Source organism: Brevibacillus sedimenti (assembly GCF_020923495.1).
Taxonomy (GTDB): domain Bacteria; phylum Bacillota; class Bacilli; order Brevibacillales; family Brevibacillaceae; genus Brevibacillus; species Brevibacillus aydinogluensis.
The window spans coordinates 1,690,483-1,711,340 of record NZ_CP064048.1; the positions used below are offsets into that span (position 1 = coordinate 1,690,483).

Sequence of the window (20,858 nt, forward strand, 5' to 3'; positions counted from 1 at the left end):
AGCTATGAGGGGATTGAACTTTGCCTCGGGCGAAGCTCAATCCTTTTCTCGTTGGGCTGATTTTGCTCTCCGAGGTCCTAGTTGTTAGAAGATTATCTCATTTCCGACAGAAAAATAACATGTTAGACTGACGGAAAGGATGAAACTAACGGACAATAGTGATCAAACATTGAAAAGGGGTGTACTTCATGACCAGCAGCAGCATGAATCCGAAAGTCGATGAATTTATCAGGAACGCGACGAAATGGAAGGCAGAATTTGAGGCGCTGCGCAATATCGTTCTAGACTGCGGCCTGACCGAAGATTTTAAGTGGATGCATCCTTGTTACACGTATGAGAACAAAAACGTAGTTCTCATACATGGATTTAAAGAATACTGTGCGCTGCTGTTTCACAAAGGAGCATTGCTGCAGGATACTCACGGCATTCTCATCCGACAAACGGAACATGTACAGGCGGCGCGCCAGATTCGCTTCACCAATGTGCAAGAAATCATCGAGATGGAACCCATCTTGAAAGCCTATATTCATGAAGCGATTGAAGTGGAAAAAGCCGGCTTGAAAGTGGATGGCAGCAAGAAGGCAGAACTCACCATTCCTGAGGAACTGCAAAAGAAATTTGCTGAAATGCCTGCCTTGAAAACTGCCTTTGAAGCATTGACGCCGGGACGGCAAAGAGCATACATTCTTTATTTTTCCAAACCCAAACAATCCAAAACGCGTGAGTCAAGGATTGAAAAATACGTGCCGCATATTCTCAACGGTAAGGGATTGCATGATTAAGCCTTTGAACGAACGGGAGCGTATGTAACGCAGTCTCTCATTCGCGAATTGCTTTATACAGGTAATATATGACAAAATGGGCGTATGCGACATCTATGGCGGCTGCAACTCAACAGAGGATATGGCAAGGTATCAAATCTTGTTGCGGGGGCATCGAGCAGGAACGCCGCGCGATGGGATTATTGGGAGAGGGTAACGATGAAAAAAGTGATCGCTGTTTTCATTTTAGGGTTGGTGGCCGGTGGGGTGATCGGCGCCCATCAAGTCATGTCGTTAACGCCTGAAATGGAAAGAGAAATTGTCGCCAAACTGGGGTCAAAAAACGTCATGATCATCGTGGCGATGCTGCAAACAGCAGTATTGGCGGGGATTGCCACGATCGCAGGCTTGTGGGCTTCGCCAAAAGTAGGTTTGAACAAACCGTTTGTTTATAACAGCAAAAGCCTTGCCGCGGCAGCCGCCATCGGACTTTTGTCTGCCTGCTTGATCGCCATTCCGGAAAAGCTGGTCTTTGCCGAAGCGTTGGGACTGGATGAGAAGTTTGCATTTTCCTGGCTTTATTTTTTGGGCAGCGTATTGTACGGAGGCATCATTGAAGAAATACTGCTGCGGTTCGGACTCATGACGCTCATTGTATGGCTTGTCAGCAAAATGACGAGATCTGCAACTAGCAGCGGCATGTACATGGCGGGTATTGTCATCGCCGCGCTTCTGTTTGCTGCCGGGCATCTTCCCGCGACTGCACAAGTGCTGGGTGTAAGCATGGTAACTGTCACTCGTACGATGCTGCTCAACGTTTTGCCAGGGATTGGGTTCGGCTATTTATATTGGAAGCATGGATTGGCATATGCGATGCTCGGACATGTCACTACGCACGTCATCAATCAAGTGATCCTGCTCCCTCTCTTGTTCTAGGTACCGCGAAGTGTATGCCGATTACTAAAAAGGCGGCGTACAGCAGGCGAATGTCATCGCTGCCAGTTGGTCGACGTTTATGACGTATTTCTGCTGAACATAACGTGTGAGACTGACGGCAATCATATCGCCAACAGGCAAGTTGGAGTACGTTGCACGACATGATGATGGGAGGCAGACGCATGGAGGTTTTTGCAGCGTATTTGGCAGGCATTGATAACCCCGACCACCGTGAGCGGACAAAGGAAGTGTTGGCGTGGGTTGCGAATACATTCCCCAATTTGGAACCGCATATCAAGTGGAATACGCCCATGTTTACCGACCACGGCACATTTATCATCGCTTTTTCCACAGCGAAGCAGCATTTGAGCGTTTCACCGGAAGAAGCGGGCATTGCGCGGTTTGCCGATGAGATTGCACAGGCCGGCTACAGCGCTACCAAGGGATTGTTTCGAATCCCGTGGAATAAGCCGGTCCATTACGATCTGCTTGCGAAAATCATTGAATTTAACATTCGGGATAAAGCAGACTGTTCAACGTTTTGGCGGAAATCGTAAAAATGTGATAGTACGTAACGGAATAAGGTCATTCAAGGAATTGATTGTCGAAAAGACGAGCAATTAGCAGGAGTTTTGGAGGAAGCATGTTTTATTCCATCTTAGCCATCTTTGTAATTGTTCTCATGATGATCTTTATTGCCGGTGCCAAACTATTTGGTTCAAAGAAGTTTTCTATTCCTGTGCAGAAGGATTTTGACCCGTTAAACATCGATATAAAAGATATTGACAAGATGACAGATGGTCATGAATTCGAACTGTATCTCTACCGCCTTTTTGTTGCGTTGGGGTATACGGGAGTCTATAAGACGGTAGGAAGCGGAGATTTTGGCGCTGACCTTGTTTTCACGGATCGTTCCGGAGTACGAAACGTGATTCAGGCTAAGCGCCAAGATATCAATAATCCAGTTGGAATCGCTGCTGTCCAACAGGTCTATTCCTCAATGAGATATTACAAAGCAAAAAAGTCTATTGTGATTGCGTCAACCAGTTTCACAACTTCATGTGAAACGTTAGCGGGCATCAATCACGTAAAATTGTTAGATCGTCAGGATTTAATCGCAATTATCAATGCGTTCAAGCAAGGCGATTTGGAGAAAGCCAAGGACATCATAGAAGCGGAACCAAGAATTATTTTGGAATCGTGGTCCGATTATAAGAATGCGAATCTTGAAGTGAAAAAAGATATCAAGGCTGAAAAGCTGATAAGAAACTTATAAAGCCTCATTCTGGAATTCCTGAACAAGTATAAAAGAAAGCGCGAAAAATAACGCGACTGCAAACAAACCAACCCCCGTGTGACAGAATGTCGTACGGGGGTTGGTGACGGTGGAGACAAGCTTTCCGGCTGGCGATTGGCAGGATTTTTCAATGCTTCCCGATCCTCAAACATGCCGGAAATACTGTACCATAGGGCTAAGACCTTGATTGCGGCTGCAGGCACGGTTCACCGGTCCACGCCCGAGCCACAATCGCAGTCTAAAGCGAGGAGTGAGCGCAATGAAACAGGACCCTGTACAGGCGACGTTTTCTCACCTGCTGTTGTCGGGGACGCTGGTGCACGAAGGCAGTTTTGAAGAGATGCAGGAATCGTTCGGCATCCGGGTGCACCCGCAGGTGGTGATGGTGGTCTCGATCGACCGCTATACCGATCTGGTGATCGGCAAGCCGTTTCATTGGAGCATGGAGATCGGCCAGCAGGTGGTGGAAGGCGTATGCGAGGCGATCAGCGAACCGTTTGTCTGGATGTGGGTGGCCGAGGGCGTTCTCGCAGTCCTGGTGGAACTGGCGCTGCACTCTCCTAAGGAGTCGGGATTCCGGCAGGTCACCGGCCGGATAGCCCGGCAGATTCAAGAACGGTGCAAGAAGCGCGGAGTAAACGTATCGATCGGGATCGGCAGCTATTACGACAACCCCTACCAGCTTCACTTTTCCTACGAAGAAGCGAAAGAGGCCATGGTGGACCGGTTTTTTCAGGGCAACGCCCTCATTTTCCACTACGAAAAGAAGCAGGGACGGGAAGCCGGCTGGGACTCGCCGCTCACGCCGGCAGAGCGGGCGGAACTGGTCGCACGCCTTCGGATCGGCGATGAAGAGGGAACGGTCGCGTCTCTGCGGGCGCTGCTGGACAAAATGGCGCAGACGTACCGCCATGACGTGAACATGTTCAAATCGGAAGCGGTGGAATTGGTGATTACGATGTCCCGTCAGGTGCTGGATTCGGGGGCCAATGCCGCCCTCATCCTGTCGGAAAACGCCAGATTTATTCAGGATTTGTACGTGACCATCCGGTATGACAAGTTCGTGCAAAAAGTATGCGAATACGCCCGCCGCTTGACAGCGTACATGGAGCAAAACGACCTGAGCGATGTTTCGCCGATCATTCGTCAGGCCGTCCGCTACCTGAAAGAAAACCTGCGCCGGAAGCTCACGCTGGAAGAAGTAGCACAATATTGCTGCGTCAGTGTGTATCACCTGAGCCGCCTGTTCAAGCGGGAGACAGGCATGAGCCCAATCGACTTTCTCAACAGGCTGCGGGTGGAAAAAGCCAAGTACTACCTGAGTTCGACCGACTGCACCATCCAGGAGATCGCGGCTGTTGTCGGCTTTCAGGACGCCAACTACTTTACCCGGACGTTTAAAAAGTACGCGAACTGTTCCCCCACTGCCTACCGTCGAGCAAAATTGTGCTAACAGTTGACAATATCGCCTAGTGGAGAGGACCAATCAATGCAGTAGAATACGAGATAACGACATCGCGTAAGACTCAGATAATTCGCAGTAGGGCGAGTTGTCGGAAAACAATAGAGGGGGTCGCGTGAGTTTGAGAAAAGCTTCGTTGTTGCTGACGGGATTGGTAAGTTTGGCTCTGATTGTAAGCGCTTGCGGAGGGAACAGTTCTGGCAGTGGCGGCACAGGAGGTTCTGGCGGCGGTGGCGATACGATTAAAATCGGCTGGTTCGGCCCGCTGACCGGCCCCACAGCGACCGACGGGACGCACAGCCGTGATGCCGCGTTGCTTGCTGTGGAGCAGGTCAATGCGGCAGGCGGGATTGACGGGAAAAAGGTGGAACTGATTGCTGAAGACGATCAGGGCAAGCCGGAAGAGGCGCTCAAAGCTGTGCAAAAGTTGATCAACAGCAACAAGGTGGTGGCAATCGTCGGAGGAGCGTACAGCGGCCCCTCGAAGACGGTAGCGCCCAAGGTACAGGAAGCGAAAGTACCCATGACAGTTGCGTACGCAGTTCACCCGGAGATTACCAACGGCGGGGATTACGTAAACCGGATCATCTACACCGGCCCGATCCAGGGGAAAGCTATGGCTGATTACGCCGTCAACGATCTGGGCAAGAAAAAGTTCGCTGTGCTGTATGTGGACATCGACTACGGCCAGTCCATCTTCGGCGCATTCAAGGAAGAGGCGAAGAAACTGGGGGCGGACATCGTCATTGACCGTCCGTTCAAGATGGGGGACAAGGACTTCAGCTCTCTTTTGACTGCGGTCAAGGCAGCCAACCCGGATGCCTTGTATATCGTCGGGTACTATAATGAGGCGGCCGCGATTGTAAAGCAGGCCAGGGAAGCGGGGATCACCGCCCAACTGCTCGGGGTGGACGGGTTTGATTCGCCCAAGTATCTGGAGCTCGGAAAAGAAAATACGGAAGATTCGGTCTTCACGACGTCGTTCTACACCACCGACCAGCGCGAGGTCGTGCAGAAGTTTGTGAAAGCGTGGAAGGAGAAGTATCAGGGAGAACCGGACATGCTTTCCTCGCAAAGCTACGACGCCGCCATGGTGATTCTTGAGGCGCTCAAGAAAGCGGGCCCGGACCGCGAGAAACTGGCACAAGCGATCAACGAGACGAAGGACTTTGAGGGCACGTCGGGCAAGATCTCCTTCGGCCCTGATCACGAGGTGATCAAGCCGGTCATCTTCATGACGGTGAAGGATGGCACGTTCCAGTTTGTCACATCCAAGGTGTACCACTAACTGATCGTTTTGTCTGAGTTTAGGTTTGGTGTGATATGCAGGTGAGGATCGCCCGGTGGTCCTCCTTTTTTTCTCACAACGTTGACTCTCGCCAGGAAAGGAGTGAGACGGGTGCTGGCACAGCAAATTTTGAACGGAGTGGCGCTCGGCTTTATCTACATTTTGGTGTCCGTCGGGCTGACCATGGTGTACGGGGTATTGAAACTGCTCCACTTTGCTCACGGGGTCATTTACATGGTCGGCGCGTTTGCAGCGATGATTGCCATCACGTATCTGCACCTGCCGTTTATCCTTGCCATCCTGTTTGCCATGGCGGTGGCTGCCCTGGCCGGAGTGGCGGTCGAGCGCTTTGCCTACCGGCCTCTTAGGGGAGCCCATCCCATCGCCACCTTGATTAGCGGCGTAGGTGTTGCCATTTTCCTCGAAAACCTGTTCCAGGTGATCTTCACCTCCGATACCCAGGCGTTTCCCGAGACGGGTGTCGAGGTGTCCGTCATCCCGTTAACGGAATCGGTCACGTTTACCAACGTGAAGTTGTTCATCATTCTGGCCGGATTGATCGGCCTGGGACTATTGTACGCGTTCCTGAAGTGTACCCGGATGGGGATCGCCATCCAGGCAGCCGCTCAGGACATGCGAGCGGCGTCGCTGATGGGCGTCAACGTCAACCGCGTGGTGTCGGTAACGTTTATGATCGGATCGGCACTGGCGGCGGTCGCTGGCGTGCTGGTCGCATGGAATTTTAACTCGCTCTTTCCCACAATGGGGGCAATCCCCGGGCTGAAGGCATTCTGCGTGGTCGTCCTCGGCGGATTGGGGTCCATCCCGGGAACCATCGCCGGCGGCCTGATTTTGGGTATTGTGGAATCGCTTAGCGACGGTTTCATGACCAAAATGGTCGTCGACAAGGATGCGATCGCCTTTGTGATCCTGATTCTGATCTTGCTGTTGAGGCCGTCCGGATTGTTCGGCAAGCACGTGGAGAAAGTGTAGGTGGTGGCGATGGACGATCTCTTCAATCCCTATTACGTTGACATCGTTGTCTTTTGGATGATCTACCTGCTGCTCGGGTTGGGCCTGAATCTGATCACGGGCTACGCAGGACAGGTGTCGCTGGGGCACGCCGCGTTCTACGGCATCGGTGCCTACACCTCCGCCATCCTGTCTGTGAAGTACGGGTGGAATGCCTGGCTTTCCATGGCAGCCGCCGTGGTCGTCACCTTCCTTATCAGCGCGCTGTTTGGGCTTCCCAGCCTGCGGGTACGGGAAGACTTTCTGGCGATCACCACGCTCGGGCTCGGGCTGATCGCTCAGTCCTTCTTCAAGAACGCGGAGATCACCGGCGGGGCCTACGGAATTGACGCGATCCCGGCGCCTTCCCTGTTCGGGACAGCGCTGAAAAACACAGGGTACCTGCTGCTGGTGACGGTTGTGCTGATTGCCGCCGTGGTCATCATGAAAAAGATGACCGGGTCGCGCATCGGCCGGGCCTGGATGACCATTCGTGAGGACGAGACGGTAGCTCAGTCAATGGGCATCAACACGACGTATTACAAGGTGCTGGTGTTTGCCATTGGCGGGGCCTACGCGGGAGCGGCCGGGGCGCTGTTTGCTCACAAGGTGTCGTTTATCAGTGGCGAATCATTCGGCTTCACCGTTTCGGCCACGGTACTGAGCATGGTGGTGCTGGGAGGGCTTGGCAGCATCTTCGGTACCTTCTTTGGGGTAACGCTCCTGTACATGCTGCCTGAGATGTTTCGGCTCTTTGAGTTCGAACTCGTCGATCCGAAGTACCTCGACACCTACAAAATGATGCTGTACGGCATTCTCATGGTGCTGATCATGCGGTACCGGCCGAAAGGGTTATTTGGCAAAACCGGCGCAAAACTTGTGAATATTCGCCGGTCAGCGGTCAAACCCTTGGACAAAGGCGGTGATCGGGTTGCTTGATATGCAGGGGATCATCAAGCGGTTCGGCGGATTGACGGCGGTGGACAATGTCAGCCTCAAGGTCCGCCAGGGAGAAATCGTCGGGCTCATCGGTCCCAACGGCGCAGGGAAAACGACGTTTTTCAATATTTTGACGGGCATTTACAAGCCGGATGAAGGAACGATCGCATTCGAAGGACGGGAGATTCAAGGGCTGCGTCCCTATCGCATCGCCCGGTGCGGGATCGCTCGAACTTTTCAAAATATCCGGCTGTTGAAGGAAGAGACAGTGCTGGACAACGTGAAGGTGGGGATGTTCCACAAAACCGGCGCCGGGCTATGGGCGTCGATCCTGGGTCTTCGTTCCGCCCGGGACGAAGAGCGGATGGTGACGGAAGAAAGCCTGCGCATGCTGGAGATAGTCGGACTGGCGGGCTGCGAGCACGAGCAGGCGGGAAACCTGTCTTACGGCAACCAGCGGCGGGTGGAAATCGCCCGTGCGCTCGTCTCCCGGCCCAAGCTGCTTCTGCTCGATGAACCGACCGCCGGCATGAACGCCGAGGAAGTGCAGGAGATGATGGGGCTCATCCGCCTTATCCGCGAGCAGGGCACGACTGTCATCCTCATCGAGCACAACGTCTCCATGGTTGTCGGCTTGTGCGACCGCATCGCCGTGCTGGACCACGGGGTGAAGATCGCCGACGATGTGCCGGAGGCGGTGGTCTCCCATCCGGCCGTAATCGAAGCGTACATCGGCAAGGAAGAGGGAGAGGAGGTGGACAGCGGTGCTGCACATTGACATGCTGAATGTCTGGTATGGGAGCATTCACGCCGTGCGCGACCTGTCGCTCTCCGTCGAGGAAGGCGAGGTGGTGACGCTGATCGGCTCCAACGGGGCGGGCAAGACCACGACGCTTAACGCGATCTGCGGGGTGCTCCCGGCCAAGGGCTCGATCCGTTATGGCGGGAACGAATTAAACGGAGTTCCCACCCACCGCATCGTGCAGGAAGGAATCGTGATGGTGCCAGAAGGACGGCGGGTCTTTCCCAGGCTGACCGTCGCCGATAACCTCATGATGGGGGCGTATTCGCGCCGGGCTTCCAAAGCAGAACTGGAGCGGGAGATGGAGAGCGTGTTCGAATTGTTTCCCCGGCTGGCCGAGCGAAAAGACCAGCTCGCCGGCACGATGAGCGGGGGCGAACAGCAGATGCTGGCGATCGGTCGGGCACTGATGGCCAAACCGCGTCTGCTCATCCTGGATGAGCCGTCTATGGGACTGGCGCCGATCGTAGTGAAAGACATCTTTCAGACGATCCGGCAGATTAAACGGCAAGGCATGACGATCCTCCTGGTCGAGCAAAATGCGACGATGGCTCTCTCTGTTGCTGATCGCGGCTACGTCCTGGAGCACGGGGAGATCCGTTTCCACGGAACGGCTGAGGAGCTAAAGGAGCAGGGCATCGTGAAAAAAGCGTATCTCGGTGGCTAGTGCTGGATCGTGGTGAGACAAGGAGGGGTTTTATTGAAAAAGAGGATTGCTTTGATGAATCCTCCGGAACTGGTGCGCCAGTCCAACTGGCGGGACCGCTATGAGACCAAAGTGGCCCAGTGGCTGACACCGTGGGACGGAGAGGAGCCGATTGACGTCGGGTTTATCGGCGTGCCGCTCTCCAAGACGTCGATCAGCGTGTCGGCGGCCTCCATGACGCCCAATGCGCTGCGGGAGCTGTTTCCCACTGTGACGACGTACAGCATCGATTACGACATCGACCTGACGGCGCTGCGGGCACGCGACCTGGGGGACGTCCAGATGCATCCTACGGATTTGTACCGATGCCACGCCAACATCGAGCAGGCGCTGACCAATGTCTACGAAGCGCTGCCCGACCTGCTCCCGATCATCGCGGGAGGAGACCACTCCATCACCTGCCCGTCGGTCAAGGCGTTTAAGCGGCGGTTTGCCGGAAAGGTGGGCATCGTGCAAATTGACGCGCATATGGATGTACGGAATCTGGAAGACGGCGGACCGACCAACGGCACTCCGATCCGCGGCCTACTGGAGTCGGGGACGGTGGAAGGGAAGCACATCGCCCAGGTGGGAATTCACAGCTTTGCCAACTCCAGGGCGTACAGGGAATACGCGGTTTCACAGGGCATTACCCAGTTTACCGCCCGGCAGGTGGCCCGGGAAGGGATCGAGCCGCTGATTTACAAGGCGATGGAGATTGCCGGCAGCGGCACGGACGCCATCTACGTGACAGTGGACATGGACGTGCTGGATCAGGCGTTTGGACCGGGTGTCCCGGCCATGGTGCCGGCTGGCATGACGTCGTGGCAGCTGCTCGACGCTGTGTACCTGCTTGGCCAAAACCCGAAAGTCAAAGGATTTGACGTGGTCTGCATTGATCCCCTGCAGGACCCGCGCCGGGCGACGGTTCGTACGGCGCTGCACGTAATCCTTACGTTCATGGCAGGCGTCATGACGAGAAAACAATGAGGAAAAGGAGAGAGGACCCTATGGCAGAAACCAAGGCACGCATCATCCGCGCACCCCGCGGCAGCCAATTGAACGCGAAAGGATGGCAGCAGGAAGCAGCCCTGCGGATGTTGATGAACAATCTGGACCCGGAAGTGGCGGAGCGTCCGGAAGACCTCGTGGTGTACGGGGGGATCGGAAAAGCGGCGCGCAACTGGGAGTGCTTTGACAAGATCGTGGAGTGCCTGAAAAACCTGGAGGGGGATGAGACCCTGCTGGTGCAGTCGGGAAAACCGGTCGGCATTTTCAAAACGCATCCGCTCGCGCCCCGCGTGCTGATTTCCAACTCCGTGCTGGTGCCGGCGTACGCCAACTGGGAAACGTTCCGGGAGTTGGAGCAAAAGGGGCTGATGATGTACGGCCAGATGACCGCCGGCAGCTGGATCTACATCGGCACTCAGGGCATCCTGCAGGGGACGTATGAAACCTTTGCGGAAGCGGCCCGCCAGCACCGCGGCGGCACGCTGAAAGGGACGCTCACCCTGACAGCCGGGTTGGGCGGCATGGGTGGAGCTCAGCCGCTTGCCGTTACGATGAATGAAGGGGTGGTAATTGGCGTCGACGTCGATCCGTCCCGCATTCAGCGCCGGATAGACACCCGGTATTGCGACGTGATGGTGCACGACCTGGACGAAGCGCTGAAGCTGGCCCGGGAGGCGCAGGAACAGGGCAAGCCGCTGTCCATTGGTCTCGTTGGCAATGCTGCCGACATTTATCCCGAATTCGTGCGCCGCGGCATCGTGCCGGACTTCGTCACCGACCAGACATCCGCGCACGATCCGCTCAACGGGTACGTGCCCCGCGGCTTTACGTTGGAAGAGGCGGCCGAACTGCGCAAGAACGATCCCGACAAGTACGTCCGCCTTTCTCGCGAGTCGATGGCGGTGCACGTGCAGGCGATGCTTGACCTGCAAAAAATGGGAGCTGTCGTATTCGACTACGGCAACAACATCCGCCAGGTGGCCTACGACGAAGGGGTGAAAGACGCGTTCAACTTCCCCGGCTTCGTCCCGGCCTACATCCGTCCCCTGTTCTGCGAAGGGAAAGGCCCGTTCCGCTGGGCAGCGCTGTCCGGCGATCCGGAAGACATCTACAAGACGGACGAACTGGTGCTCAAGTTGTTCCCGGAAAACGAGCACCTGCGCCGCTGGATTACCATGGCCCGCGAAAAAGTGGCCTTCCAGGGCCTGCCTGCGCGCATTTGCTGGCTGGGATACGGCGAGCGGGTCAAAATGGGTCTGGCCATCAACGAGATGGTGCGACGCGGAGAAATATCCGCACCGATCGTCATCGGCCGCGACCACCTCGACTGCGGTTCGGTGGCGTCTCCCAACCGGGAAACGGAGAGCATGAAAGACGGCAGCGATGTGGTGGGCGACTGGGCGATCCTCAACGCGCTGGTCAATACGGCAGCAGGCGCCAGCTGGGTGTCGGTGCACCACGGCGGCGGCGTGGGGATGGGCTACTCCCTGCATGCCGGCATGGTGGTAGTGGCTGACGGTTCGCAGGAAGCGGAAGAGCGGCTTTCCCGTGTGCTCACCACCGACCCGGGCATGGGGGTCATTCGACACGCCGACGCCGGGTACGACAAGGCGATCCAGACGGCCAAGGAGCGCGGTGTTCGCGTGCCGATGCTGGACATCTGACCGTCTGGGGAAAGACGAGCGAAACAACGCGAAAAAAGCGGCATCCCGAGGGAGTTTTTCCTCGGGATGCTTCCATGGAGGAGAGAAAGCGTGAAGCCGGAACGGATTGATCTGTTGGTACACAACATCGGTGTGCTGGTGACGATGGGCGGCAAGCATGGGCCGCGACGGGGAGTCGAGATGTCGGATGTCGGGCTCGTGACGGGCGGAGCTGTGGCGATTGCGGATGGCAAAATCGTGGCCGCCGGTGCGGAAGCGGACGTCCGGGCGGAAATCGCCGGGCTGCCCATCGAGCAGAGCCTGGATGCAAATGGGCGTCTGGTGACGCCGGGCCTGGTGGACCCGCACACCCATCTGGTGCATGGAGGTTCCCGGGAAAACGAACTGGTGTTGAAACTAAAGGGCATGTCGTATCTGGACATCCTCGCCCAGGGCGGCGGGATTCTCAGCACGGTGCGGGCTACACGGGCTGCGACGGAAGACGAACTGTACGAAAAGGCACGGAAGAGTCTGGATATCATGATGCTGTACGGGGCGACGACTGTAGAGGCAAAAAGCGGCTACGGACTGACGCTGGCAGACGAGCTGAAGCAGCTTCGTGTGACCAGGCGGCTGGATGAAACGCATCCGATCGACCTGGTGTCGACGTTTATGGGGGCACACGCCGTACCGGCGGAGTACAAGGGCCGCTCCGCCGAATACGTCAAGCTGGTGATCGAGGAGATGCTGCCGGAGGTAATGCGGCAGGGACTGGCCGAGTTTTGCGACGTTTTTTGCGAGCACGGGGTGTTTTCGGTGGACGAGTCGCGGGCGATTCTCGCCGCCGCAAAAGAGCTGGGGTTCGGGTTGAAGCTGCATGCCGACGAGATTGAACCGCTCGGCGGGGCGCAGCTGGCCGCAGAGATGGGCTGCATTTCCGCAGAGCATCTGCTGGCCGCTACCGATGAAGGATTGAAGGCGATGCGGGATGCGGGCGTGATCGCCGTCTGCCTGCCGGCAACGTCATTCAACCTGCGCGCCAAGTCCCACGCTCGGGCCCGAACCATGATCGAGCTGGGAGTGCCGGTTGCGCTGTCCACTGACTACAATCCGGGCAGTTCGCCCACGGAATCGCTGCAGCTGGTGATGACCCTGGCATGCCTGAATCTGAACATGTCACCGGAGGAAGTATTTACTGCCATGACGATCAACGCAGCCTATGCGATTGGCCGCGGAGACCAGGTGGGCAGTCTTGAGCCCGGAAAGCTGGCGGACCTGGTGCTGTTCAACGCCGAAAACCTGGCGTATGTGCCGTATCACTTCGGCATCAACCACGTGGACACGGTGATCAAGAAAGGGCGCGTCGTGGTGGCCGGAGGACGGCTTTTGGAGAAGTAAAAGCAGATGAAACAAGGCACGGAAACAGTTGCTCCGTGCCTCAGCGTGTAGACAAAGTCCGTGGCGCATGGATGATCGGGCCCGCTCGCTCGCTTGACGCCCATCATAGAAGATGGATGATGTCCGCTCCAAAACGCGACGCGGGCAGGGGACAAACATCTGGGTGTTTCGACGAAGTGAGACTTGTGTCCCCTGTTTTTCCCCGCGTCTTTCGTTTTTCCGCTGAGCCGGTCGTCAAAGGAGCTCGCTTGGCCCATCACTCCATGCGATGTACTTTTTCTCCATCTTCGGTTGATGAATGTGCAGGCCTTTCGGCCTGACAACGATGGACAGATCGTTTCCTTGCGGAACTTCAATGAAAAAGTACAGTTTGTCTTCAGTCTGAGGCACGGAAACAGTTGCTCCGTGCCTTTTTTGCTGTCCAGACAGTGGTGCACATGATTCATTTTCCATAATGGGATTGACTGGAAGAGCCGCCTGTGCTACCTTTTTAGTGATAATGATTCTCATTATTGGTGTTTGGGAGGGGGAGGCGTCTCATGCGTACAGACAACGGACAGGCAGCGGACATCAGCTCGTGCAGGCCGAGACGGAATCCCAAAGCAAACCTGGCCAAAATCAAGGAATACATGGACCAGCACTACAACGAACCTCTTTCGATCAAGCAGCTTGCGCAGATGGCGAACATCAGTCCCAAGTATTTTGTGGATCTTTTCAAAAAGACATTTGGTCAGAGCGCCATGGAATATTTGACGGATTTGCGCATCAACCGGGCGAAGCGCTATTTGGCCGAATCCGGGGAGCGCTTGCGGGATATCGCCGCAAAAGTTGGGTATAGCGACGAGTTTTACTTTAGCCGCAAGTTTAAAAAGGAAGTGGGCGTATCACCGTCCGATTTCGCGAAACATTTCAAGAAACGCATCGCTGCGTGCTCCGCTGCGGTTACGGGTCATCTGCTTGCGTTGAACGTGGTGCCGATTGCAGCGCCGCTGGACCCCAAGTGGACGCCCTATTACTACAACGCCTATCGCACGCAGATCAAGGCGCATTTAACGCTGACCGACCCGTACACGAGCTGGCAGTTTGAATCAAACCTGGACAAGATCATACGAATTCGACCGGACGCCATTGTCGGAACCGACCAACTGCTGCCCGCCGAGAAAGACAAATTGACGGACATGGCGTCTTCGTTTTTCGTTCCGACAGAGAAGTTGGGGTGGAGAGACCAGCTCCGCATGATCGCCCGTTTTTTGGACAGGGAGGATCAGGCGGAGATGTGGATCCGGCGATATGAACAGAGGGTTCAGTCGGCCCGGGAGCAGATTGAGGCAAAGCTGGGACACGACAGCATTCTGGTGCTGCGTATCTACGGCCAGGCGATCCATGCCTACTGGAACCGCGGGCTGGAGGACGTGCTGCACCGGGATCTGCGGATCAGGACCGTATTTCGGCCGGAACCGTCCGAACATGCGCAGCTTACGCTGGAGCAGGTGGCGGAGCTTGATCCTGACCGGATATTGCTGGTGGTGTGTCCCGAGGCATCGTCGCGGGCGTACTGGCTGGCGCTGCAGCACAAGGCGGCCTGGCGCCAGTTGAAAGCAGTCACAAACCTGAATGTGCACCTGATCTCTGCTGATCCGTGGTTTGAGTACTCGGCGATGTCCATTCTCCGGATGCTGGATGAAGCCATGCTCCTGTTTACGGGAAAATGTCCAAATGTTCTTCTGGATAGAACCCATGGTGACGCTTGAGCGGCATCATCTATAATCATTCTCGGTGAGAATGATTATCACAAGAGGAGGAACACCATGTTTCATCTGGCCAATCGGTTTGGCACTGTCTTTCGTTTTCCGTTTACCGTCTGGCTGTGCCTGGTGCTGGCAGTCAGTTTGCTGACCGGCTGCGGCTCCAATCAGGCTCAACGTGCGGAGTCGTCCGAACAGCCGCAATCGGTGTCAACTGCCGCTGATACTTCTGCAACGGGAGCAAACACTCCCGCATCGTCTGGTGAGCGAACGGTCAAGGACGAACTTGGCCATGAAATCACCGTGCCAGCGGAACCCAAGCGGGTATTTGCCCCTTATCTCGAGGATTCGCTGCTCAAGCTGGGCATCAAGCCAGTGGTCCAATGGTCCAACGGCAACATGGCACACGCGTATCTGCAAGAGGAGCTGAAGGATGTGCCGAAGCTGGACTTCTCGGGAGGACTGCCGTCTCCAGAGGTGATCATGTCCTACAATCCCGATTTGATCATCCTGCACACCGCGACGTACGCCGCCAATGGCACCTATGAGAACTATGCCAAGATCGCACCGACCTACGTGTTTCAGAATGCGTCCGGCGACGTCGAAAAGTCGCTCGTCACGCTGGGAGAGCTGCTCGGCAAATCTGCCGAAGCCGATCAAGCGCTGAAAGCGTACCGGCAGAAAGTGCAGGAGGCCAAAGAAAAGCTGGATCAGGCGGTCGGGGGAAAAAAGGTCGCGATTATGCGCTTTGCTGCCAAAGGCGTCAGCCTGATGGGAGCAAATTATCTGTGCGGGAATGTTGTGCACCAGCAGTTGGGGGTCGGAAAGTCCAAGCTGGTGGAGAACGCAAACAGTGCGAACGTGACGCTGGAGACGTTATCGAATCTTGACGCTGACTACATATTTGTCATCAATGCGTATGGTCAAGGGACACAGCGCATGAAGGAGATGACGGAAAGTTCCATCTGGAAGAGCATCCCGGCGGTGAAGCAGGGGCACGTGTACGAGGTGAACGACGAGTACTGGCTTGGCAGCGGTCTGATCGCCTATGAAAAGATTATTGACGATACGGTCAAACTGCTTGCCAAATAAGCGGAAGCAAACGCATGTCTGAACGTCTCCCTGTATGGCAAACAAGTGAAACAACATCACATCGATGGGGCCACCTTGCAGCCTGGAAGGGAGATTTTCACGCCGTCCAGATGTAAATGTAAGTGAAGAAAGGTAGGAAATGTCATCCATGTCTTTCGATCATCCTGAACAGCGCGCTGTCTCGCTCGAGGAGACCGCGAGCGGCAAGGCGGAAATCCCCCGTTCCAAACGATGGATCATGCAGTCGCGCGCGGAAAACCGCAGCTATCAGATCATGGTGGCCACCCCGGCGGAAGCGCCGCCTCCCTCGGGATATCCGGTCATTTACGTGCTGGATGCCAATTCCGTTTTCGGAACGATGGTGGAGGCCGTTCGCCTGCAGAGCGGCCGCCCGGAGAAGACAGGGGTTGTACCGGCGTTGGTCGTCGGCATCGGCTATGAAACGGACGGCCCGTTTGCCCCGGCCCGGTATTACGATCTGACGCCCATGCCCACCACGGAATTTACGCAACTTCCGAACGGGGCTGCCCTGCCTCCGCAAGGGGGAGCTGAAGCGTTCCTGCAGTTCATTGAAGAAGAGCTGAAGCCGCGGATCGCACGGGAATTCAAGATCGACCGCAGCAGACAAACGCTCTTCGGCCATTCCCTTGGCGGACTGTTCACCCTGCACGTGCTGTTTACGAAGCCGGATGCCTTTCAGTGCTATATCGCCGGCAGCCCCTCGATCCATTGGAACCGGCAGCATCTGATGCAGGCGGAGAAGCAGTTCGCAGCCCGCCTGGAGCAGGAATCGCTGAACATCAAGGTACTGCTTGGGTTCGGAGAAATGGAAAAAGATCACGTATCCCAAAATTGCTATCATGCCCGGGAGTTGTCAGAACGTCTGTCCGCCCATGCTGCACGTGGGCTGCAGGTGGTGTTCAAAGAGTTTGAGGACGAAAACCATGTATCGGTGCTGCCGGTCCTGATCAGCAGGGCCCTGCGTTTTGCCTTGTATCCAGAGAAATAACGAGGCCATGCGGCGCGTGACGAGTGGAGAGTGCGCCGCATCATTGCAGCCCCGATGGGAGTAAGAGGAGAGAGACCTTTATGGAGATTGCGGGAATTACGGGTAAAGTTGCCTTGGTCACAGGAGCCGCGCAGGGGATCGGGAGAGCGGTAGCAGCGGCCCTGGCCGAGCGTGGAGCCTTGGTTGCGGCGGCAGACAAGCAGGCCGCAGGCGTCCAAGCACTCGTGGAAGAACTGCGTGCCGGCGGTCATCAGGCAGCAGCTTTTCCCACAGACATTCGTGACAGCGGCGCCGTCGAAGCGATGGTAGAGCGAATCGAACAGGAGCTCGGTCCGATCGACATACTGGTCAACGTCGCCGGCGTGCTGCGCACAGGGCCAATCGAATCGCTCAGCGACGAGGATTGGGCGGCCACGTTCGCGGTGAATGCAAACGGAGTGTTCTATGTTTCCCGCGCGGTCGTCAGGCGCATGGCCTCCCGCCGATCCGGTGCGATTGTGACCGTCGCTTCAAACGCCGCTGGGGTGCCGCGCATGCAGATGTCGGCCTACGCGGCCTCGAAGGCAGCTGCGACGATGTTCACCAAGTGCCTGGGGTTGGAGTACGCCCGGTACAATATCCGCTGCAATGTGGTATCGCCCGGCTCAACCGACACAGCCATGCAGCGGGCATTATGGGCGGATGACCATGGCGCGCAGGCTGTCATCGCCGGCAATTTGGAGCAGTACCGCCTGGGCATACCGCTTGGAAGGATGGCCCAGCCCTCGGACATTGCCGATGCGGTGCTGTTTCTGGTATCCGACCAGGCGCGGCATATTACGATGCACGACCTGTGCGTCGACGGCGGTGCAACCCTGGGAATGTAAAAATGGATGGGAGATGACGATGAATGCTGAAACAAGTTGCTGGTTCCGCGGCAAGCGCCACAGCGCTGCTCGAAGCATATCAAGTGGGCTCCGCCTTCTTTTTCTCTTCGCCCAAGCGTACCCTGCTCGCAGAGGGAGAATGGGCCAGACTGCCGGAGTACGAGGGACCGGATGCGTTGAGAAGCCTGGCCCGAAGAGTTGCCGAGCTGCTTGCCAGCGCTGAGCGGTCCGGGCACGGCACGTCGGTCGCAGTCGGCGCGGTTCCGTTTGATCACACGAAGCCAGCCCAACTCGTCGTGCCGCAAACCCTCCAATGGGCAGGACCGCTTGAATTCACACCGGACGTTTTGGCTGAACAGAACGCTGCATCTGCCTTTGAGATTCGCGAAATACCGGCGCCGGCGGAATATGAGGAGGGCGTAAACCGGATATTGGCGCGCCTTCAACAAGGTGACATTCAGAAGGTGGTGCTGGCGAGATCGCTGCACCTGACCTCCTCTGACTCCGTGAATATCCATCAACTGCTCCGCAACCTGGCCCGGCACAACACGCGCGGCTACACATTCGCGGCAAACCTGACGCCAAAGGGCGTGCGCAGCGCTGCGGCGGACAGCGAAGGATCGCGGACGTTGATCGGCGCCAGCCCGGAACTGCTCGTTGCCAAGACAGGACCGTACATCATGGCCAATCCCTTGGCAGGTTCTGCGGCCCGCAGTGACGATCCCCGCGAGGATGAGCGGCGCGCGGCTTCGCTGCTTGCTTCCGCCAAGGACCGGCATGAGCATGCGGTGGTCGTCGAGGCAGTCGTCGAAGCGCTCCGTCCCTATTGCAAGCATCTGGACGTTCCCCGGGAGCCTTCGCTGGTGCAGACCAACACCATGTGGCATCTTTCCACGGAAATAAGCGGGGAGCTGATCGATCCCTCCACCTCGTCGCTTCAGCTGGCGGCAGCGCTTCACCCGACTCCCGCTGTATGCGGAACGCCTGTCGATCAGGCGCGTGCGGTGATTCAGGAGTTGGAGCCGTTTGATCGGGGGTTCTTTACGGGAATGGTCGGATGGTGCGATGCAAACGGCGATGGGGAGTGGGCAGTCACCATCCGCTGCGCCGAAGTGGAGGGGCGCGTGATTCGTCTGTTTGCCGGAGCAGGTATCGTCCTCGGCTCAAATCCGGAGGCAGAACTTTTGGAAACATCTGCGAAGTTTCGCACCATGCTTCTGGCCATGGGGCTGAACCAGCCGGTGCTGGCCGGAAGAAAGGAGGGGTAAGTCATGCTGTCAGGATGCCCAACGTGGCCCAAGGAATTTGCCGATCGATACCGGGCGGCAGGGTGCTGGCAGGGTGAGACGTTTGGAGAGATGCTGCGGAAGCGTGCCGCCGCTTACGGGGAACGCATCGCCATCGTCAGCGGTGACAGGCGGATCAGCTACGCGGAACTTGACGCCCGGGCCGACCGCTTGGCAGCGGGGGTTCAGAAGCTGGGAATCAAGCCGATGGACCGGGTCGTCGTGCAGCTTCCCAATATCCTGGAATTTTTTGAAGTGATTTTTGCACTGTTTCGGCTGGGGGCGCTGCCTGTGTTTGCCCTTCCCCTGCATCGAAAGAGTGAGATCACCTATTTGTGCGAGTTCACCAAAGCGGTTGCGTACGTCATCCCAGACGTTGAAGCGGGGTTTGACTACCGCGAGCTTGCCGCTCATGTCAAGGAGAGCGTTCCCACCTTGCGTCACGTGATTGTGGCGGGCGACCCGGGACAGTTTGACGCGCTGGATGAAATGCGCACAGATCCCGTCAGTCTGCCGGAAGGGCCGAGCGCCAGCGATGTGGCGTTTCTCCAGCTGTCCGGCGGCAGCACCGGACTGCCCAAGCTGATTCCCCGGACGCACGATGATTACATCTACAGTTTGCGGGTCAGCGCCGAGATTTGCCAGCTTGATGAGAGCAGCGTGTATCTCGCGGTACTGCCTGTTGCCCACAACTTTCCGCTCAGCTCGCCCGGCGTACTCGGGACGCTGTACGCCGGCGGCAGAGTGGTTCTCGCGCGCAGCGGCAGCCCGGACGAGGCGTTTCCGCTGATCGCGCGGGAGCAGGTCACGATTACGGCCGTAGTGCCTCCGCTGGCCCTGGTCTGGCTGGATGCGGCGGCATCGCGAAGGCATGATCTGTCCAGCCTGCAGGTCCTGCAGGTGGGCGGGGCCAAGTTCGCTGCTGAGGCTGCCAGGATGGTCAAACCGACGATGGGCTGCACCCTGCAGCAGGTGTTCGGGATGGCGGAGGGACTGGTTAATTACACGCGGCTGGATGATCCCGAGGAGATCATCGTGAACACCCAGGGCAGACCCATGTCGCCGTATGATGAGATTCGCCTGGTTGACGACAATGATCGCGAAGTCGAGCCGGGCCAGGTGGGACACCTTCTGACCCGGGGACCTTATACCATTCGCGGCTATTACAAGGCCGAGGAGCACAACGCCAAGGCGTTCACTGCTGACGGTTTTTACCGCACGGGCGATCTGGCACGGTTGACTCCAACAGGTCATCTGGTCGTAGAGGGACGTGCCAAAGACCAGATCAACCGGGGCGGAGACAAGGTGGCGGCTGAAGAAGTGGAGAACCATCTGCTCGCTCATCCCGGCGTACATGACGCCGCCGTGGTCGCCATGCCGGACGATTATCTGGGCGAGCGCACGTGCGCCTTCGTGATTCCGCATCATCCGGCTCCCACAGCGGCCGAACTCAAAGCGTTCCTGCGGGAGCGTGGATTGGCGGCTTACAAGATACCGGATCGAGTGGAATTTGTCGATTCGTTCCCCATGACGGCAGTCGGCAAGATCAGCAAAAAAATGCTGCGTGAACGCATCGCCCAGCAATTGCAGTCGCGTACGCACCAACACAAGCAAGGGAGGAGTTAGC

At 56.8% G+C, this 20,858-nt stretch carries 19 protein-coding genes; all 19 read left to right on the forward strand.

What is annotated here, in order from left to right; translation table 11 throughout:
- Positions 1 to 188: 188 nt before the first annotated feature.
- The gene (locus IRT44_RS08315) at positions 189 to 782 is read left to right on the forward strand and encodes a YdeI/OmpD-associated family protein (RefSeq protein WP_230077738.1); all 594 of its coding nucleotides are present in this window, start codon (positions 189 to 191) and stop codon (positions 780 to 782) included.
- 198 nt (positions 783 to 980) lie between these two features.
- Positions 981 to 1,697 carry a CPBP family intramembrane glutamic endopeptidase gene (locus IRT44_RS08320; protein WP_230077739.1) on the forward strand — a complete coding sequence of 239 codons (717 nt, stop codon included), beginning with the start codon at positions 981 to 983 and terminating at the stop codon, positions 1,695 to 1,697.
- Between the two features lie 182 nt (positions 1,698 to 1,879).
- A complete protein-coding gene (locus tag IRT44_RS08325) occupies positions 1,880 to 2,254 on the forward strand; it encodes an iron chaperone (protein WP_171565221.1) in 375 nt (124 codons plus the stop codon).
- 86 nt (positions 2,255 to 2,340) lie between these two features.
- On the forward strand, positions 2,341 to 2,973 hold the full coding sequence (locus IRT44_RS08330) for a restriction endonuclease (protein WP_171565220.1): 633 nt from the start codon (positions 2,341 to 2,343) through the stop codon (positions 2,971 to 2,973).
- Between the two features lie 280 nt (positions 2,974 to 3,253).
- Positions 3,254 to 4,447 carry a helix-turn-helix domain-containing protein gene (locus IRT44_RS08335; RefSeq protein WP_230077740.1) on the forward strand — a complete coding sequence of 398 codons (1,194 nt, stop codon included), beginning with the start codon at positions 3,254 to 3,256 and terminating at the stop codon, positions 4,445 to 4,447.
- Positions 4,448 to 4,577: 130 nt separating this feature from the next.
- Positions 4,578 to 5,744: an ABC transporter substrate-binding protein gene (locus tag IRT44_RS08340; RefSeq protein WP_171565218.1), complete on the forward strand. Its 1,167-nt coding sequence runs from the start codon at positions 4,578 to 4,580 to the stop codon at positions 5,742 to 5,744.
- 111 nt (positions 5,745 to 5,855) lie between these two features.
- A complete protein-coding gene (locus IRT44_RS08345) occupies positions 5,856 to 6,737 on the forward strand; it encodes a branched-chain amino acid ABC transporter permease (protein WP_171565217.1) in 882 nt (293 codons plus the stop codon).
- 9 nt (positions 6,738 to 6,746) lie between these two features.
- Positions 6,747 to 7,694, forward strand: a complete 948-nt coding sequence (locus IRT44_RS08350) for a branched-chain amino acid ABC transporter permease (RefSeq protein ID WP_171565216.1) — start codon at positions 6,747 to 6,749, stop codon at positions 7,692 to 7,694.
- 1 nt (position 7,695) lies between these two features.
- Entirely contained in the window at positions 7,696 to 8,472 is a 777-nt protein-coding gene (locus tag IRT44_RS08355) for an ABC transporter ATP-binding protein (protein WP_371808876.1), read from the forward strand.
- The gene (locus IRT44_RS08360) at positions 8,459 to 9,163 is read left to right on the forward strand and encodes an ABC transporter ATP-binding protein (protein WP_171565214.1); all 705 of its coding nucleotides are present in this window, start codon (positions 8,459 to 8,461) and stop codon (positions 9,161 to 9,163) included. The genes IRT44_RS08355 and IRT44_RS08360 overlap by 14 nt, the downstream gene beginning before the upstream one ends.
- A gap of 33 nt (positions 9,164 to 9,196) precedes the next feature.
- Positions 9,197 to 10,171, forward strand: a complete 975-nt coding sequence (locus IRT44_RS08365) for an agmatinase family protein (protein ID WP_230077741.1) — start codon at positions 9,197 to 9,199, stop codon at positions 10,169 to 10,171.
- Positions 10,172 to 10,191: 20 nt separating this feature from the next.
- Positions 10,192 to 11,856, forward strand: a complete 1,665-nt coding sequence (gene hutU, locus IRT44_RS08370; protein ID WP_171565213.1) for a urocanate hydratase — start codon at positions 10,192 to 10,194, stop codon at positions 11,854 to 11,856.
- 144 nt (positions 11,857 to 12,000) lie between these two features.
- Positions 12,001 to 13,233: an imidazolonepropionase gene (gene hutI, locus IRT44_RS08375; RefSeq protein WP_230077870.1), complete on the forward strand. Its 1,233-nt coding sequence runs from the start codon at positions 12,001 to 12,003 to the stop codon at positions 13,231 to 13,233.
- Positions 13,234 to 13,772: 539 nt separating this feature from the next.
- The gene (locus IRT44_RS08380; protein ID WP_230077742.1) at positions 13,773 to 14,984 is read left to right on the forward strand and encodes an AraC family transcriptional regulator; all 1,212 of its coding nucleotides are present in this window, start codon (positions 13,773 to 13,775) and stop codon (positions 14,982 to 14,984) included.
- Between the two features lie 57 nt (positions 14,985 to 15,041).
- Positions 15,042 to 16,070, forward strand: coding sequence for an ABC transporter substrate-binding protein (locus tag IRT44_RS08385; RefSeq protein ID WP_230077743.1), 1,029 nt, complete (start codon positions 15,042 to 15,044; stop codon positions 16,068 to 16,070).
- Between the two features lie 148 nt (positions 16,071 to 16,218).
- Positions 16,219 to 17,079 (forward strand): alpha/beta hydrolase, encoded by an 861-nt coding sequence (locus IRT44_RS08390; protein WP_230077744.1) that lies wholly within the window; start codon positions 16,219 to 16,221, stop codon positions 17,077 to 17,079.
- Between the two features lie 80 nt (positions 17,080 to 17,159).
- Positions 17,160 to 17,945: a 2,3-dihydro-2,3-dihydroxybenzoate dehydrogenase gene (locus IRT44_RS08395; RefSeq protein WP_230077745.1), complete on the forward strand. Its 786-nt coding sequence runs from the start codon at positions 17,160 to 17,162 to the stop codon at positions 17,943 to 17,945.
- A 23-nt stretch (positions 17,946 to 17,968) separates the two neighbouring features.
- Entirely contained in the window at positions 17,969 to 19,213 is a 1,245-nt protein-coding gene (dhbC, locus tag IRT44_RS08400) for an isochorismate synthase DhbC (RefSeq protein ID WP_230077746.1), read from the forward strand.
- A gap of 3 nt (positions 19,214 to 19,216) precedes the next feature.
- Positions 19,217 to 20,857: a (2,3-dihydroxybenzoyl)adenylate synthase gene (locus IRT44_RS08405; protein WP_230077747.1), complete on the forward strand. Its 1,641-nt coding sequence runs from the start codon at positions 19,217 to 19,219 to the stop codon at positions 20,855 to 20,857.
- The last annotated feature ends 1 nt before the right edge of the window (position 20,858 follow it).

Bases quoted from the DNA above. Each gene is read 5' to 3' on its own strand.
- IRT44_RS08330 (WP_171565220.1), top strand. From the start codon at position 2,341: ATGTTTTATTCCATCTTAGCCATCTTTGTAATTGTTCTCATGATGATC.
- IRT44_RS08335 (WP_230077740.1), top strand. From the start codon at position 3,254: ATGAAACAGGACCCTGTACAGGCGACGTTTTCTCACCTGCTGTTGTCG.
- dhbC (WP_230077746.1), top strand. From the start codon at position 17,969: ATGCTGAAACAAGTTGCTGGTTCCGCGGCAAGCGCCACAGCGCTGCTC.
- IRT44_RS08355 (WP_371808876.1), top strand. From the start codon at position 7,696: ATGCAGGGGATCATCAAGCGGTTCGGCGGATTGACGGCGGTGGACAAT.
- IRT44_RS08390 (WP_230077744.1), top strand. From the start codon at position 16,219: ATGTCTTTCGATCATCCTGAACAGCGCGCTGTCTCGCTCGAGGAGACC.
- IRT44_RS08350 (WP_171565216.1), top strand. From the start codon at position 6,747: ATGGACGATCTCTTCAATCCCTATTACGTTGACATCGTTGTCTTTTGG.
- IRT44_RS08385 (WP_230077743.1), top strand. From the start codon at position 15,042: ATGTTTCATCTGGCCAATCGGTTTGGCACTGTCTTTCGTTTTCCGTTT.
- IRT44_RS08395 (WP_230077745.1), top strand. From the start codon at position 17,160: ATGGAGATTGCGGGAATTACGGGTAAAGTTGCCTTGGTCACAGGAGCC.
- IRT44_RS08320 (WP_230077739.1), top strand. From the start codon at position 981: ATGAAAAAAGTGATCGCTGTTTTCATTTTAGGGTTGGTGGCCGGTGGG.
- IRT44_RS08380 (WP_230077742.1), top strand. From the start codon at position 13,773: ATGCGTACAGACAACGGACAGGCAGCGGACATCAGCTCGTGCAGGCCG.
- IRT44_RS08325 (WP_171565221.1), top strand. From the start codon at position 1,880: ATGGAGGTTTTTGCAGCGTATTTGGCAGGCATTGATAACCCCGACCAC.
- IRT44_RS08315 (WP_230077738.1), top strand. From the start codon at position 189: ATGACCAGCAGCAGCATGAATCCGAAAGTCGATGAATTTATCAGGAAC.
- hutI (WP_230077870.1), top strand. From the start codon at position 12,001: ATGGGCGGCAAGCATGGGCCGCGACGGGGAGTCGAGATGTCGGATGTC.
- hutU (WP_171565213.1), top strand. From the start codon at position 10,192: ATGGCAGAAACCAAGGCACGCATCATCCGCGCACCCCGCGGCAGCCAA.
- IRT44_RS08405 (WP_230077747.1), top strand. From the start codon at position 19,217: ATGCTGTCAGGATGCCCAACGTGGCCCAAGGAATTTGCCGATCGATAC.